Below are 14670 nucleotides of genomic sequence, written 5' to 3'. Positions count from 1 at the left end.
CCGCTTGCTCTCGCCCCCCAAACGCTAATTTCGGCGTCGACGCAAATCAACGCCTGCAAAATGGGGATGACGAACATGTCCAGCAAAAAGAGCCGCGACAAACTGCCGAAAGGGACAAAGCCGAAAGTTTCGAAAGGCGCAGGGCCGTCAAAGGCGCTGCCCAAGCCCCGCGAGCGAGCGGCCATCCTGACCGGACAGCGCCGCCTGAAAATGGCGCGCTCGCCTCATGCCTACGTGCGCGGCAATACGGCCCGCTTCTACGAATGGATCGTCGAGACGAACGGCGACTCGCTGCCTCGCGGCCCGGCGATCTGGATTTGCGGCGATTGCCATACCGGCAACCTCGGCCCCGTCGCGAATCAGGAAGGCAAGGTCGAAGTCCATATCCGCGACCTCGATCAGACCGTGATCGGCAACCCCGCGCACGACCTCATCCGCCTCGGCCTCTCGCTGGCGACCGCGGCACGCGGCTCCTCGCTTTCCGGTCTCACCATCGTGCACATGATGGAGGCGCTCGCAGCGGGCTACGAATCGGCGTTCGGGCCAAAGCGCGCGAAGGTCCAGATGTCCGGGCGCCCCGAGCCCGTGCATCTGGCGATGAAAGCGGCCGTACGCCGCTCATGGCAGCATCTGGCCGAGGAGCGCATTGAGGATCTCGAACCCACCATTCCACTTGGCAAGCGTTTCTGGCCGCTCACGCGCGCCGAGCGCAGGGCAATCGACACGCTCTTTCGCGACGATGCCATCGCGAGTCTGCCCACGGGCCTGCGCGGCCGCAACGATGCCGGCAAGGTCGAGGTGATCGACGCGGCGTATTGGGTCAAGGGCTGCAGTTCGCTCGGCAGGCTTCGCTATGCAGTCCTGCTCGATGTCGACGGCGGCATGATCGATGGCGACGATCTGTGTCTCATGGACATCAAGGAGGGTGTGAAAGCCGCTGCACCGCGTTACGAAGACGCATCGATGCCGCGCGACAACGCCGAGCGCGTGGTGGAAGGCGCGCGCCATCTCTCGCCCTTTCTCGGCGAGCGCATGCGGGCGTCCCGCCTGCTCGATCGCGCCGTGGTGATTCGCGAATTGCTGCCGCAGGATCTCAAGCTCGAAATCGATGAGCTAGAGGAAAGCGAGGCGCGCAAGGTCGCGTTCTATCTCGCGGCGGTGGTCGGCAACGCGCACGCACGCCAGATGGACCCGCCGACACGGCGCAGCTGGCTCGCCGAACTCCGGCGCGCTCGCTCGAAGACGATCGATGCGCCCCTGTGGCTCTGGACGAGCATCGTGCAACTGGCGAGCAGCCACGAAGCCGGCTATCTCGAACATTGCCGCCGCTATGCCACCGGCGTGAATTGAGGCAGCCTCCCGACGCTCGACCTCGTCGTCCAGATGCTTCGCATCCCGACCATCGAATCTTGCCTCCACAGCGTATGCGAGTCGCATAATAGCGCTATCCGCACGCCTCTCGACACGCACGCTCACGCGCCTCATGCGCCGTCGGTTTGCTGACGTCCGGGTTCGCCTCGCCTCGCCGCCATGGCATGGAGGTTTTCAAATGACTCAGGGCAGCTACGACATCGTGATCGCGGGCGGCGGTCTTGGCGGCGCAACGCTTGGCCGTGCACTCGCAGGCGCCGGCGTGCGCACGCTCATCGTCGAACGCGAGACGTCGTTCAGGGACCGCGTGCGCGGCGAGGGCATGATGCCCTGGGGTGTCGTCGAAGCCCGCGCGCTCGGCATCGATCGGCTGCTCCGTGATGACGGGGCGCACGTGGTTCCGTTCTGGAGGCGATACAGCGGACTGGTGCCAGCCGAATCGCGCAACCTCGCGGATACCACTCCCGGGCACACCCCGTGTCTGGACTTTTATCATCCGTCGATGCAGCGCACGCTGCTCGACGCGGCCGAGTCATCGGGGGCCATCGTGCTGCGCGGCGCCGAGGTCGTGCGCGTCGATCAGGGTGATGCGCCAGGCAAGCCGCCTGTGGCCGAGATTCGCACGGATGGCGGCACACATCGGGTAAAAGCCCGGCTCGTGGTGGGCGCGGACGGACGCAGGTCGACGGTGCGCAGAATCGCCGGCTTCACGCTCAACCAGGATCCCGGGCGGCTGATCGTGGCGGGTGTGCTCTACGAAGGGCTCGACACGCCGGAAGATTCGGTACACCACTTCCAGTGCCCAGCGCTGGGACAGGCCGCATTGGTTTTTCCCATCGGGCATCAGCGGTTCAGGACGTACTTCGTCTCATGGGTCGGGCAGCGCGCGCACCCCATCAGCGGCAGCGGGCATATCCGCGAGTTCCTCGACGCCTGTGTCGACACGGGCGTGCCGCGCGACTGGTTCGAACGCGCGAGTGTGGTTGGCCCGCTCGCGGCTTATCCCGGCGCGGACATCTGGGTCGAGCATCCCTGCAACGGCAGCGTGGTGCTGATCGGCGACGCGGCGGCGGCCAGCGACCCGTCATGGGGATGCGGGTTGTCGTTGACGCTGCGCGACGTGAGGGTGCTGCTCGACCGTCTGCTCGCAAACGACGACTGGGAAGCCGCCGCGCATGCGTATGCCTTCGAGCACGACCGCTATTACGGCGCTCTGCACCGCGTACTGGACTGGCTCACCCAGCTGCTGTACGAACGCGGCGCGAGCGCTGACGAGCGCCGCGCCCGCATCCTGCCGTGTTTCGCCATGGAGCCCGATCGCGCGCCCGATCTGCCAGGGCTCGGCCCGGAGACGCCATCGGATGAAGAGGCTCGCCGACGGTTCTTCGTCGAGGATCGTTTTCTGCCTCCGGGCTGATCGCGCGGCGCATGTTCAACGCCACGGACGTGAGCGGCCTGGCACGCCTACGCGGCACTCTTCGCGATCGTCGCCTTCAGTGCTTCGATGACCGCCCGCACCTTGCCCGACGGATAGCTCGTCGGTGCAAACACGGCCTGCACATTCAAAGGTACGCCGGACCATTCGGGCAGCAAGCGCACGAGCGCGCCGGACGCAAGATCCGCGCGCGTCGAGAAGTCGGTCAGCGCGGCAAACCCGCCACCCGCGAGGACCGCCGCGCGCGCCGACGTCGCCGTATTCACGCTCAGCGCATTCGCGCAGCGCACCCGGCGCACGGCTTTGTCCTGGCTGGCGCGGCCCACCGCGGGCCGCCGGGCATCGCGCGTCAACTCGAGCGTCGACGGATGCCGCAGCACGCTCATCGCAATGTGTGGCAAAGACGCCAATGCGTTCAGCGACTTCGGTATGCCGTGGCGCTCAACGAACGCGGGGCTCGCGACCAGCCAACGCACGTAGCTTCCTAGCTTCACCGAGCGGTAGTTCGAGTCGGGCAGATTGCCCAGCCGCACAGCCAGATCGATCCCCTCGCCGATCAGGTCGACATAGTGATCGGCGCAAACCAGTTCGATGTCGAGTTCCGGATACACGTCACGCAGATCGACGAGCGCGGGCGCGACGATCTGCGCGCCGTAGTCGACAGGCGCGCTCACTCGCAGCGTGCCGCGAGGGGGCGCGGCTTCCTCCGAGACGGCCGCTAGTGCCTCTTCCGTCATCTGCAGGATGCGGCAACTGGCGTCGTAAAACGCACGGCCTGTATCGGTCACGGATAGCTGCCGCGTGGTGCGCGTGATCAGGCTCGCGCCGATCTCGCGTTCGAGGCGCTGCGTATGCGCACTGACCATCGTCTTGGCGATGCCGAGCCGCTCGGCCGCCGCCGTAAGCGATCCCGCTTCGACCACGGCGACGAACACCGCCAGCCGGTTCAGATTCACGTCGCGTACATCCGTCATCGGCGATTGTCCACTTTCGATAGAAAATGAATGCAAGCTTAGCAGTCTTCTCGCGCGCGCAGCCATTGTCTAATGTGAACACTCCCTGTCGCTTCATCCCGAAGCGCTTTCGTTGTGGAGAACAAGATGCCAACCGCCCGTCCCGCCACGCCGATTCGCCTGTATACGGCCTTGCTTTCCGGCCACGGACACCGCGTCCGGCTGTTCCTTTCGATGCTGGATCTGCCGTTCGAGATCGTGCCGGTGGATCTCGCCGCGGGCGAGCACCGCCAGCCCGAGTATTTGAAGCTGAACCCCTTCGGCCAGGTGCCGACCATCGTCGATGGCGACACGGTGTTGTTCGATTCGAACGCGATCCTCGTCTATCTGGCGAAGCGCTACGGCGAGCCGTCGTGGCTGCCGGACGATCCGCCTGGCGCGGCAGCCGTGCAACGCTGGTTGTCGCTCGCAGCCGGTCCGATCGCGTTCGGCCCGTGCGCCGCGCGTCTCGTCAACGTATTCAAGCGCGATCTCGATCTGGCGCACGCCCAGCAAATCGCGCAGACGCTGCTGCCGTTGCTCGATGCCGAACTCGCACACAAGCCGTTCGCCGCGGGCGATCACGTGACGATCGCCGATATTGCCGCGCATACCTACATTGCGCATGCACCTGAAGGCGGCGTGTCGCTGGAGCCGTATCCGCATCTGCGCGCATGGCTCGAGCGCGTCGCCGCGTTGCCGGGCTTCGTGCCGATGCCATCGACGAAAGCGGGCCTGCTCGCCGCCTGAACGAAACTCGCACGCCGCCAACTCGAGGCCGTCATGACCGCTCTCCCCGACCTGAATCCGTACCGCGCTGCGGGGCCGTTTCACGACGGCGAGCGCGAGGCGCAATTGCGCGCGGGCGTAGCCGACGTTGCGCTCGAAAACGGCTCGCGCGGCATCCGCGATTACATGCCGGACCAGCATCGCGCGTTCTTCGCGATGCTGCCGTTCATGGTGTTCGGCGGCGTCGATGCAGCCGGTCAGCCGTGGGCGACGCTGCGTGCGAACACGGCGGGCTTCGTGTCGACGCCGGACAGCCGCACGCTGCGCATCGACGGCGGCGCGCTGCCGGGCGATCCGCTCGAAGGGAGCTGGGTGCCGGGCGCGCGTATCGGCGGGCTCGGCATCCAGCCGCACACACGGCGGCGCAACCGCGTGAATGGCGTGATCGAAGCGGTCGATGGCGGCGTGGTGACGCTCGCCGTCGAGCAGAGTTTCGGCAACTGCGCGAAGTACATCAATGGACGGGAACCGGCTTTCGTCGGCGATACGCCGGCGCGCGCCACAGTCGAACATGCGCAGGCACTCTCGGAAGAAGACCGTGCACTGATCGCGCGCGCGGACGTATTTTTCATCGCCACCGCCAACCTCGATGATGCAGCGGGAGCGGCGGGCGGCGCCGACGTGTCGCATCGCGGCGGCATGCCGGGCTTCGTGCGGATCGACGACGCCAGCACGCTGACCGCGCCCGACTTCAGCGGCAACAAGTTTTTCAACACGATCGGCAACCTGCTGCGCGATCCGCGCGCGGGGCTTCTGTTCGTCGACTTTGCGCGCGGCGATCTGTTGTATCTGGCCGTACGCGCCGAGGTGATCTGGGACGGCCCCGAGATCGCGCTATTCCCGCTGGCACAGCGGCTGGTGCGGTTTCATGTGGTAGAAGTGCGCCGCGTGCGGGAAGCCTTGCCGTTGCGATGGTCCGCGGTCGACTATGCGCCGCAGTTCGCGCAGGCTGCAACGGAAGCCTCGCCAGCGGCTGCGCCGAAGAAAACCGACGCGCGCGCGTGGCGCACGCTGCGCGTGGCCGAGGTACGCGACGAATCCCCGACGATCCGCTCGTTCCACTTCGAAGCAATCGACGGCGAGCCACTCGCGCCTTTCGAAGCTGGGCAGTACCTTCCGCTGCGCGTCGCCATGCCCGGAGCGGACAAGCCGCTCATGCGCACCTATACGCTCTCCGCGGCGCACGACGCCGCACGTCCGGCGCGCTACCGGATCAGCGTGAAACGCGAAGGCGCGGTGTCACGCTGGCTGCATGAACACGCACGCATGGGCTCGCTGATCGACACGCTGGCGCCGCGCGGCTCGTTCACGCTCGATGCACGCAGCCCGCGCGCGATCGTGCTGGCGGCGGCAGGCATTGGCATTACGCCGATGCTCGCGATGCTCGACGCGGCACTCACGATCGAGCCTCAACGTCGCATTCATGTGTTCCACGGGACGCGCGGCGAGCACGAAAAGCCGTTCGCCGCGGTGCTGCGGGAGATCGAGCGCGCGCATCCGAACGTCTTGGTGCATCTGTACGACAGCGCCGCGCAACACGACTCGCCCGACGGCGACCGGCTCGCGGGCCGCGTGAACATCGATGCGCTGCGTCGCTTCCTGCCGTTCGACGACTACGACTTCTATCTGTGCGGCCCCGAAGCGTTCATGCGCGATCTGTACGACGGCCTGCGCGCGCTGAATATTGCGGACGAGCGGATTCGTTTCGAGGCGTTCGGCCCGTCCAGCCTGAAGCGTGTGCCCAAGCACGCTCCCGTTGCGAGCGAGGCAACGACAGTCAGACCGGTGACATTTGCCCGCAAGGGGCAAACAGTGCAATGGCAGCCGCAGCACGGCTCGCTGCTCGAAACCGCCGAGCGCTGCGGCGCCCACGCGATGTCAAGTTGCCGCTCGGGCATGTGCGGGACCTGCGCCACGCGCGTGCTCGATGGCAGCGTGGAATACGACGAACCGCCGGAGTTCGACACCGAGCCGGAGTTCGCGCTGATCTGCGTCGGGCATCCGGCGGCGGGCGGCGTGACGCTCGATCTCTAGCCGCCTTGCTTGCTGCATGCGTGTCCAGCGTCAGCTCGGCGCGCGCAGAAATCGCACGACTTCGTCGTTGAATCTCTCGGGAAACTCGATGTTGGAGAGGTGCACCGCCGGGAGCATCAGCAGCCTCGCGCCCGCAATCGTCTTCGCCATTTGCACGCTGTAACTCGCTGCCGTCACCGTATCGTGCTCTCCCGCAATCACCAGTGTCGGCCGTGCGATGCCCGCAAGCGACTCCCGCATATCCGCCTCCTGCACGGCGCCCCACGAACCGGCGAGCCCATGCCGGTTCGTCGTGGTCAACATCGCACGGAACGCGTCGACCACCGGATCTGCTGCCTCGAGCATGTGCGCCGGGAACCAGTTGCGCAGGAAGGTTTCGGCGGTGTCGATCATGTCATCGGCCTGCAGGACCGCCGCAATCGGTGCATCCCACCTGGCCGCCGGCCCGAGCCATGGCGCAGTATTGCTGAGCACCAGCCTGTCGATCCGGTCCGGCGCATGCACGCCCAGCCATTGGCCGACAATTCCGCCCAGCGAGAGTCCAAGAAAATGCGCGCGCGCCAGGTCGAGCGCGTCCATCAGTTCGAGGACGTCCTGCCCCAGACGCGCGAGCGGATACGGCCCCGCAGGGACGCTCGACGCGCCGTGCCCGCGCGCATCGTAGCGCAGCACGCGAAAGTGCTGCGTCAATGCGGAGATCTGCCCGTCCCACATGCGCAGCGTGGTGCCGATCGAGTTCGACAGCACGATTGTGGGATTGTCGTCGCGACCGTCGAGCCGATACGCGATACGCGCGCCGTCGGTCGTCGTGAGGAAGGAAAAGCGCGCCATGACATCTCCTGCAAAGAAGGCGCTGTCGGGCGCGGCGCCGTTCGCCGAACACCTTGTGCAACGCCAGTTGGCAGGCCGAGTATGGGTCGCTCAGAATTCAAATAAAATTACAAAGATTGGACAAAAATTGTCATATAAATCGACATGGCAGATTTCACGCTTCACGACGTGCAATGCTTCGACGCCGTCATCCGGACCGGGAGCTTCCAGGCTGCCGCGAGCGCACTCCATCGATCCCATCCTGCCGTCTTTGCCGCGGTGGCTCGGCTCGAAAGCCAAACGGGGCTCGCCTTGCTCGACCGCAGTGGCTATCGCGTGAAACTGAGCGCCATGGGCCGTTCGTTTTACGAGCGCATGCAGCCACTCCTGAGCGAAGCGGAAGGCTTGCGTCAGCACGCAGCGCAACTGGCCGGCGGTGAAGAAAGCGAACTGAACGTGGTTCTTGGCGATCTGTGTCCGCGCCCGGTTGCGCTGAATCTGCTCGCGCGCTTTTTCGTCACGTGTCCGCGCACACGGCTGAATCTGCATTTCGAATCGGTCGGCGGGCCCGTAGAGCGGCTAAAGGCCGGCCAAGCCGATCTGATCCTGCATCGAGTCGATACGACCGACCTGTCACTGGAGTGGCTCGTGCTCGGCAAAGTGCGCCTGGTTCCGGTGGCGGCGCCTGGCCTGCTACCGGCGCATCAAACCGGGACGCTACGTGCGAAGCACTTGCGCGACTACGCGCAATGCGTGATGCGCGATTCCGCCCAGCAGCCCGGCGACTCGAACTTTCTGGTCGTCGAGGGTGCGAGGCAGATCACGGTGCCCGACCAGGGCATGAAAAAGGACGTCATCATGCAGGCCCTCGCGTGGGGGCATCTGCCGGACTTCCTGATCGAAGCGGAGCTGCGTAGTGGCGCCTTGAAATCCCTTGCGAGCCGGTCGCTCCCGGGACATACGGAAACGCTGGTTGCAGCGAGGCGCCGCGACGTCTCGCATGGCCCGGTTGCACAGCGATTGTGGGCCTGCCTGCAGGGGAACGCGCCGATGATCTAGTCAGGCGACACGCCACCTGCGCCGGTGCATCAAGACGTTCTGGCCATCTTGCTTCGCAGTTGGCCAGCCGAAAGCCACAGGGCAGAGATCAGAAAGTAGACGGCGCCGACCGCTGCATAGCCCGCCACCTTCTCGATCGCAGAGGCCATCGGCGCACCGCCCTGCACGATGAAAAACACCCCAGCCAAAGCCGATTGAGCACCGCTAAGTATCATCGCCCATTGCGCACCGAAGCGCTTCCAGCGACGCACGGCGGTGCCGAGCTGAAGCAGCCCGGACAGGATGGCCCACACGCCAAACACGCCCAGCACGCCATGCGCGCCCAGCTTCAACGCCACGATCACGGCGACCGTCGTCAAGATACTGATGCCGACGTTGACGACTTGCGTACGGTTTTCATCCGCCCCGCCGCTGCGCGACATGTCGAGGTAGTTGGCCAGGGCATCCCATGCCGGATAGACGACGAGCAGTGCAGCGATTCTGGCCGGCGAATGCTGCGCGAGTGAGAAAGCCAGTGCGACCCAGGCCGCGGAAAACGCGGTCCGCACAAAGTAATACTGCCTGAGCCAGCTCTCTTCGCGAGTGAGCGTGATATCTGAGTGTCGATCAGCCATGGCAACTCCTGAACAGTTCGTGACAACGGTGCAAAGGATCGCACTCGCCTCACTTCCGCGGCATCGGTCGAATGACCGACCCTCGCGGGGTCGAATGGCGTTGTGACGTATAGTGATCGAACGCCTGACGTGCGCTCTGCCTCCCATGCCGATGACCGACGACAAAGCTGGCCTTTTCCCGCTGCGCGTGTTCGATGCCGTGAAAGCCCTCGCCTTCATCGGCGATCTGAGCATGGGCCAGCCCACCGATCATTCGCCGCGCACCGCATGGCTCGCGGCTCGCCTCGCGCAAGCCGCCCGGCTCGACGCGTCGACGATCGATACCGTGCGGGAGACGTCGCTGTTGCGCTGGTCGGGATGCACGGCAAACGCGGCGGGCTTCGCCGACGTTTTCGGCGATGACATCCAAAGCCGCGTCTTGATGCTCGACGGCCGCACAGACTGGTTCGCGCCACTTGAATCGCGTGGCGGTGCCGCCGCGGTGCTCACGCCGCTCGCGCAGACGCACTGCGAAGTGGCGGGCGAAGTGGCGCGCATGCTGGGCCTCCCCCTCGCAACCGAAACGGCGTTGCGTCATATCTTCGAAATGTGGGACGGCAGCGGTGTGCCTGCGCATCTTGCACGCGACGCCGTGCCGGTGCCCGTGTTCGTCGTCGCGCTTGCCGGAGATCTGGAGATTTTCAGTCGCACGTATGGTGTCGAGCAGGCGCTCGGTCTCATTGCGCAACGCGCCGACACGCGCTATCCATTGCAGCTGGTCGAGACCGCGCAGCGCGGTGCGCCCGTTTGGCTCGCGGAACTGGAACGTGCGTCGGCCGCCGATCTCGACGCCGCGTTGACGACATCGCGTATGCAGCAGGCAACGTCGGCGGAACTGATCGCCGACGTCATCGACCTCAAACTGCCCTGGATGACCGGCTTCTCGCGCGCGGTCGCGGCGACGGCCGCCCGCTGTTGCGAACGTCTCACGACGGACAAGGCCGCGCACGAACGCGTCTATCGCGCAGGATTGATTCACGGAATTGGTCGGGCGGCGGTGCCCAACGGCATCTGGAATCTGAGCGCACGTTTGCCCGAAAGCGCCTGGGAGAAAGTGCGCCTCGTGCCTTACTGGACGTCGCGCGCAGGCAGGCAAGCCGGCGCGCTCGGCGACGCGGCCGAACTCGCATCGTATGCCTATGAGCGGCTGGACGGCTCGGGTTATTTTCGCGGCGCACGCGGCGAGGCCATGACGCTGGAGGCGCGCGTACTGGCTGCGTCGGTCGCGTGGGTCGCGTTGCGCTCGGCGCGTCCGTGGCGAGCCGCGCTCTCCGACGCCGCCGCCGCGCAACAGCTGCGCGACGAGGTCATGAGCGGCCGCCTGAGCGGCGAAGCGGTCGATGCGCTGCTGGCCGAAGGTGCGGTTGCGGTCAGGCGCCCCGCGAGCCCCACGGCGCAGCGCGCGCCTCTCACGCCGCGCGAAATCGACGTGCTGCGTGCCATCTCGCGCGGCGCGAGCAACAAGGAAGCCGCGCGAGAACTGGCGCTGAGTCCGAGCACTGTGCGCACGCATGTCGAAAGCGTGTTTCGCAAGTTCGCGTGCTCCACCCGCGCGGCGGCGACACTCAAGGCATCGGCAATGGGCCTGCTTTAGGAACGCCGCGCGTTGCCGGGTCCGGTTTCAGCCACGCGTTGCGGCTAGTGCAAATTAACAGCTTCTTTGTCACTGATTGTTTGGTGGTCTCTCACGCTACCCAACTTGTTTGATCTCCTCTGCTCCCCCGAATCAGGCATGACTCAGTCTATTTCTTGTCCCCCGGCTCTGGCCGCGAACCGATCCAGCAAACACTGCAGCCGACGCTCCTGGATATGCAGGATCCCCGGTGTGGAACGGAGCTCGAGCACGCGGGAGTGCCAATAACTCGCACCGAAAATCGCCATCGCCTTGTCCGCGCTGATCGCGCTTTCGAGGTGTGCAATCGCCGTGTCGAGCGTGTGGACTGTGTAGGGACTCTGCGGCCGCCTTTCTGTCTCTGGCTTTATCTGAATCGTTTTCTCGCGCCCGGCCCGCTTGCCTCCCGCCTGGCTATCGCACTCCTGCGCAAGCAGGGACTGCAGGCGCTGCTCATCGAGCGCGTCATACCGGATGGAGTTGTCTCGCATCGCACCGTCTCCTCGTCGACGATCGCTCACCAATTACCGTCGAGCCTGTTCCGACGCTCGCTGACGATGACCGTCGGGCCCGGATTGTCGTGATTAACCAGGGTTGCATCGGTGCAAACGGTGCGGGCCGCTTTGGCGCCACGGCGGTGGCGTGCGACCGACTCCAGCAGGCTCAACGTGATGCAGAAACTGCGGTCGATCTGCTCCGTCCAGCACTTCTGGTCATAGGCGGCCAGGGCCTGCACGAAGACGTCGTAGATCTGGTCGGGAAAAGTCACACCGCTCGACTCGATGCGGACCATGAGCGCCCTTGCCCGAAGCAGCTCGGCCAGGATCGTCGCGTCCGGCTGGGTCGCCGGTTCAGGCTCCGGCTTGCAAGGGCGTACGCGGGTTTCGTCGTCCGACGCAAAGCGGAAGATATTCAACAGGCTTTTGAAGTCGGGATGCGGCGTATGCATGATGGTGTCCCTCATCGTCCGAACTGCAGCGACTCCATCGTGCGCGTGCCGGGATTCTGGCAAAACCGGCCATGGCGGGGGAAAAGCGCCTCCAGAAGGCGGCCCCACGAGCGTCCCCCGCTTTGGGGGGATCGCAGCCTGCAGGATTGCGGGTACAGTGGGGACGACTAGAGAGGCGCTCGATGGACAACCTGTATTTCCGGCACGTACTGCTCGTCGAAGACGAGGGCTTGACGCGTATCGCGATGAAGAGCCTGATCCTGACTTCGGAACCGACGCTCGACATCGACGAGGCCGGCTCGTACGACGCTGCTGTCGAACGGCTGCAGAACAAGGCTTACGACCTGGTCTTTCTCGACTACCAGATCGGCGACAATCACACCGGACTTGATTTGCTGCGCTGGCTGCAGGAGAACGAGCGCGCGGCGCATGTAGTCATGCTGTCCGCGCAGGACGACCGCGAAACCGTGCTGGACTGCATCAAGAATGGCGCCGGCGGCTTCATCTCGAAGGCCAGCGAGGAAGGCGGCGCGGTGTTCCGGGAAGCCCTGCAGACCATCCTGAACGGACGGGTCTATCTGCCCAACAGTGTGCTCGGCAAGGGCGGCCATACCCCGCAGTCCCCGGGGCCGAGCAAGGCCATTCCGATCGATTCGCTGAACCTGCCGCCGCGTCTCGCGCAAACCCTCGGTTTTCTGCTGCAGGGCATGTCGAACAAGGCCATCGCGCGAAAGATGAATATCTCGGAGAACACCGCGAAGGAGTACATCAGCGACTTGCTGAGCCGGTTCAACGTGTCGCGGCGCACTTTCCTGATCGTCGAAATGGCACGCCGCGGCATCGAGATTCCCACCGTTGCGCACGCCCCGGCGGTCTAGGTCGCCCGGGCCGATGCCTCCGTCAATTCGAGCATGCGCGCAATCAGCAGGTCGGGAGCCAATGGCTTGCTGAGCACGCAGCGCTCCGGCAACACGCCCTGCGTGCTTGCCACGGCTTCCCCCGTCACCACGAGACACGGCACGGGCCGCGCAACGTGCTCGCCGAGGAGCCGGATGACGTCGTGTGCGGTCGAATTCTCCGGCAACCGGTAGTCGCTGATCACCAGGTCGGGCACGCGCTCGATCGACTGCAACAGTTCGTCGAGTTCGGCTACGGAACGCACCGAATCGGACAACACCCCCCATCGCGCGAACAGCGCCTCCATCGACGCGCGCACGAGGCTGTCGTCCTCGACCAGCAACACGTAGAGACCACGAAGCGACGACGGTGACAGCGACGAGGCCGCATCGGCGGGCGATTTCGCGGCATCCTCATGCGCGAATGGATCCGCCACCGGCATGCGCACCGAGAAGCGCGACCCGTGACCCTCGATCGACTTGAGTTCGAGACGATGTCCCTCGAGCAGGGACACCACTGCATTCACGATCGACAAACCGAGCCCGAGCCCTTTCTCGCGGTCCCGCTCCGGATTGCCGAGCTGGACGAACGGCTGGAAAATCGCGTCCCAATGCTCCGACGCGATACCGATGCCGTTATCCAGCACATCGAGGCGAACATAATTAGGCATACGGACCAAACCCACGAGCACCGTGGAGCGCCCCGCTTTCGCGGGATCCGAATATTTGATGCCGTTCGCAATGAGGTTGCTCAGCACGCGGGGAATCCAGTCGGCGTCGGTGCGTACCCATGCGGGCTTTTGCAGCGCCTTGGCATAGCGCAGCACGACGCCGCGGCTCGCCGCGAACGACGCGAGCTGCTCGACCGTCTCCTCGGTCACGCGGCTGAGGTCGACGCTCGTATAGGTCGGGTTGACGTGCCCCGATTCGAGCTTCGACAAGTCGAGCACAGCATTGAAAAGACGCGCCGTCAATACCGACGCCTTGCGCGCTTCGCCGATCAGCTTGCCCGATGCCTCGATGTCGCGCGCTTCCAGCGCTTCGTCTGCCGCCGCAAGAAACAGGTTCAGCGCATGCATGGGCTGGCGCAGGTCGTGCGCGGCCGCGGCCAGAAAGCGCGACTTCGCCCGGCTCGCCTGCTCTGCCGCTTCGCGCTGCTGCTCGCGCAAGGCGATCAGGGCTTCCGACTTGGTCTGCTGGTCGCGCCGTGCGCGCTCGAGGTCATGATGCTTTTGCGCGAGTTCGGCGTTGGCGCTCTGCAGCGCAGCGTTGCTCTGCGCAAGTGCCTGGACGGCAACATACCGGTCGCGCACGTGCCGCTCGGCATTCACGTTGACGCTGTGCCCGAGCACGGCGACGTTCAACAGATAGAACATGCCCGCGGCGAAGTTGTCCGGCTCGACCGCCTGAGTGACCAGTTGCGCCATCACGATCACGGCGATCACGCATGCGGTCAGCATGAGCGTCGCCTTGGCCCGCAGGCGCAGAAAGCCGAACAGATAAAAGAGAATTAAATAGAAGCCGACAAAAAAATGGGTGAAATTGAATGGGCGTGGAGCAAGGACGGTTTGCATCAACAGGCAAAAGCACATGAACGCCAGGCCCGAAAGCAGGATCCAGTGCGCAACCTTGTCTCGATGAAATTCGAGCCTGAAAGCCAGCACGATGCCGATGGTCGCGCCAATCGCACCGGCGCAACGGAACGCGAAAACCTCCGGGAAGTACGGCCGGAACACCGGACTGGTCTGCGCAAGGCTGATTTCCCAAAAGCCGAAGCACACCCAGATCAGCGTTCCGAGCACCAGCGCCGCACGGCGAAAGTCGGCGAAGCGCCGGCCATACTCCTCCGTAAATTCGCGTTCGACCTGTGGATCCTCGAACCGGCCGGGCCAGCACAGCATATCGACCAGCCATGCGCGAACCGCGCTGGGCGCATGCGAGCGTTTGAGGAATGCCGATTCGGTCGCCGATTGAAACCTGAATATGCTCATCGCATCTCGCCGGTATGCTCGCTGGCTGACGAAGCAGGAAGCACGTCTCGTGCTTAGGCGTGCCAATCCATTCTAGTCG

At 65.0% G+C, this 14670-nt stretch carries 13 protein-coding genes; 7 read left to right on the top strand and 6 right to left on the bottom strand.

What is annotated here, in order from left to right; genetic code table 11:
* Positions 1 to 75 precede the first annotated feature (75 nt).
* On the top strand, positions 76 to 1350 hold the full coding sequence (locus tag AB3X99_RS16295; RefSeq protein ID WP_368617505.1) for a DUF2252 family protein: 1275 nt from the start codon (positions 76 to 78) through the stop codon (positions 1348 to 1350).
* A 199-nt stretch (positions 1351 to 1549) separates the two neighbouring features.
* Positions 1550 to 2788, top strand: a complete 1239-nt coding sequence (locus AB3X99_RS16290) for an NAD(P)/FAD-dependent oxidoreductase (protein WP_069262136.1) — start codon at positions 1550 to 1552, stop codon at positions 2786 to 2788.
* A gap of 47 nt (positions 2789 to 2835) precedes the next feature.
* Here AB3X99_RS16290 and AB3X99_RS16285 read toward each other — a convergent pair whose 3' ends face one another.
* Positions 2836 to 3780, bottom strand: a complete 945-nt coding sequence (locus tag AB3X99_RS16285; RefSeq protein WP_368617504.1) for a LysR family transcriptional regulator — start codon at positions 3778 to 3780, stop codon at positions 2836 to 2838.
* A gap of 126 nt (positions 3781 to 3906) precedes the next feature.
* Between AB3X99_RS16285 and AB3X99_RS16280 the strand changes: the two genes are divergently transcribed.
* Both AB3X99_RS16280 and AB3X99_RS16275 read left to right on the top strand, forming a co-directional pair.
* Entirely contained in the window at positions 3907 to 4548 is a 642-nt protein-coding gene (locus AB3X99_RS16280) for a glutathione S-transferase family protein (RefSeq protein ID WP_069262425.1), read from the top strand.
* A 33-nt stretch (positions 4549 to 4581) separates the two neighbouring features.
* Positions 4582 to 6621: a pyridoxamine 5'-phosphate oxidase family protein gene (locus tag AB3X99_RS16275; protein WP_342948165.1), complete on the top strand. Its 2040-nt coding sequence runs from the start codon at positions 4582 to 4584 to the stop codon at positions 6619 to 6621.
* Between the two features lie 30 nt (positions 6622 to 6651).
* Here the strand turns inward: AB3X99_RS16275 and AB3X99_RS16270 are convergent, their stop codons facing one another.
* Positions 6652 to 7452 carry an alpha/beta fold hydrolase gene (locus AB3X99_RS16270; protein ID WP_342948166.1) on the bottom strand — a complete coding sequence of 267 codons (801 nt, stop codon included), beginning with the start codon at positions 7450 to 7452 and terminating at the stop codon, positions 6652 to 6654.
* Positions 7453 to 7596: 144 nt separating this feature from the next.
* Here AB3X99_RS16270 and AB3X99_RS16265 point away from each other — a divergent pair, with 144 nt between their 5' ends.
* Positions 7597 to 8490 (top strand): LysR family transcriptional regulator, encoded by an 894-nt coding sequence (locus AB3X99_RS16265; protein WP_368617503.1) that lies wholly within the window; start codon positions 7597 to 7599, stop codon positions 8488 to 8490.
* 29 nt (positions 8491 to 8519) lie between these two features.
* On the opposite strand, the gene AB3X99_RS16260 is transcribed toward AB3X99_RS16265, so the two are convergent.
* Positions 8520 to 9104 carry a DUF308 domain-containing protein gene (locus AB3X99_RS16260; protein ID WP_368617502.1) on the bottom strand — a complete coding sequence of 195 codons (585 nt, stop codon included), beginning with the start codon at positions 9102 to 9104 and terminating at the stop codon, positions 8520 to 8522.
* A gap of 151 nt (positions 9105 to 9255) precedes the next feature.
* Here AB3X99_RS16260 and AB3X99_RS16255 point away from each other — a divergent pair, with 151 nt between their 5' ends.
* The gene (locus AB3X99_RS16255; protein WP_368617501.1) at positions 9256 to 10737 is read left to right on the top strand and encodes an HD domain-containing phosphohydrolase; all 1482 of its coding nucleotides are present in this window, start codon (positions 9256 to 9258) and stop codon (positions 10735 to 10737) included.
* Between the two features lie 143 nt (positions 10738 to 10880).
* Here AB3X99_RS16255 and AB3X99_RS16250 read toward each other — a convergent pair whose 3' ends face one another.
* Together AB3X99_RS16250 and AB3X99_RS16245 are read right to left on the bottom strand one after the other, a co-directional pair.
* On the bottom strand, positions 10881 to 11246 hold the full coding sequence (locus AB3X99_RS16250; RefSeq protein ID WP_368617500.1) for a hypothetical protein: 366 nt from the start codon (positions 11244 to 11246) through the stop codon (positions 10881 to 10883).
* A gap of 26 nt (positions 11247 to 11272) precedes the next feature.
* Positions 11273 to 11704 carry a hypothetical protein gene (locus tag AB3X99_RS16245; RefSeq protein WP_368603180.1) on the bottom strand — a complete coding sequence of 144 codons (432 nt, stop codon included), beginning with the start codon at positions 11702 to 11704 and terminating at the stop codon, positions 11273 to 11275.
* 182 nt (positions 11705 to 11886) lie between these two features.
* On the opposite strand from AB3X99_RS16245, the gene AB3X99_RS16240 reads away from it, so the two are divergent.
* A complete protein-coding gene (locus AB3X99_RS16240; RefSeq protein WP_028204625.1) occupies positions 11887 to 12582 on the top strand; it encodes a response regulator transcription factor in 696 nt (231 codons plus the stop codon).
* On the opposite strand, the gene AB3X99_RS16235 is transcribed toward AB3X99_RS16240, so the two are convergent.
* Entirely contained in the window at positions 12579 to 14591 is a 2013-nt protein-coding gene (locus tag AB3X99_RS16235; protein ID WP_368617499.1) for a hybrid sensor histidine kinase/response regulator, read from the bottom strand. The genes AB3X99_RS16240 and AB3X99_RS16235 overlap by 4 nt on opposite strands.
* Positions 14592 to 14670 lie beyond the last annotated feature (79 nt).

It is taken from the genome of Paraburkholderia sp. BR10882 (genome assembly GCF_040948855.1).
GTDB classification, from domain to species: Bacteria; Pseudomonadota; Gammaproteobacteria; order Burkholderiales; family Burkholderiaceae; genus Paraburkholderia; species Paraburkholderia nodosa_A.
This window is presented reverse-complemented; position numbering and strand designations above follow the sequence as displayed.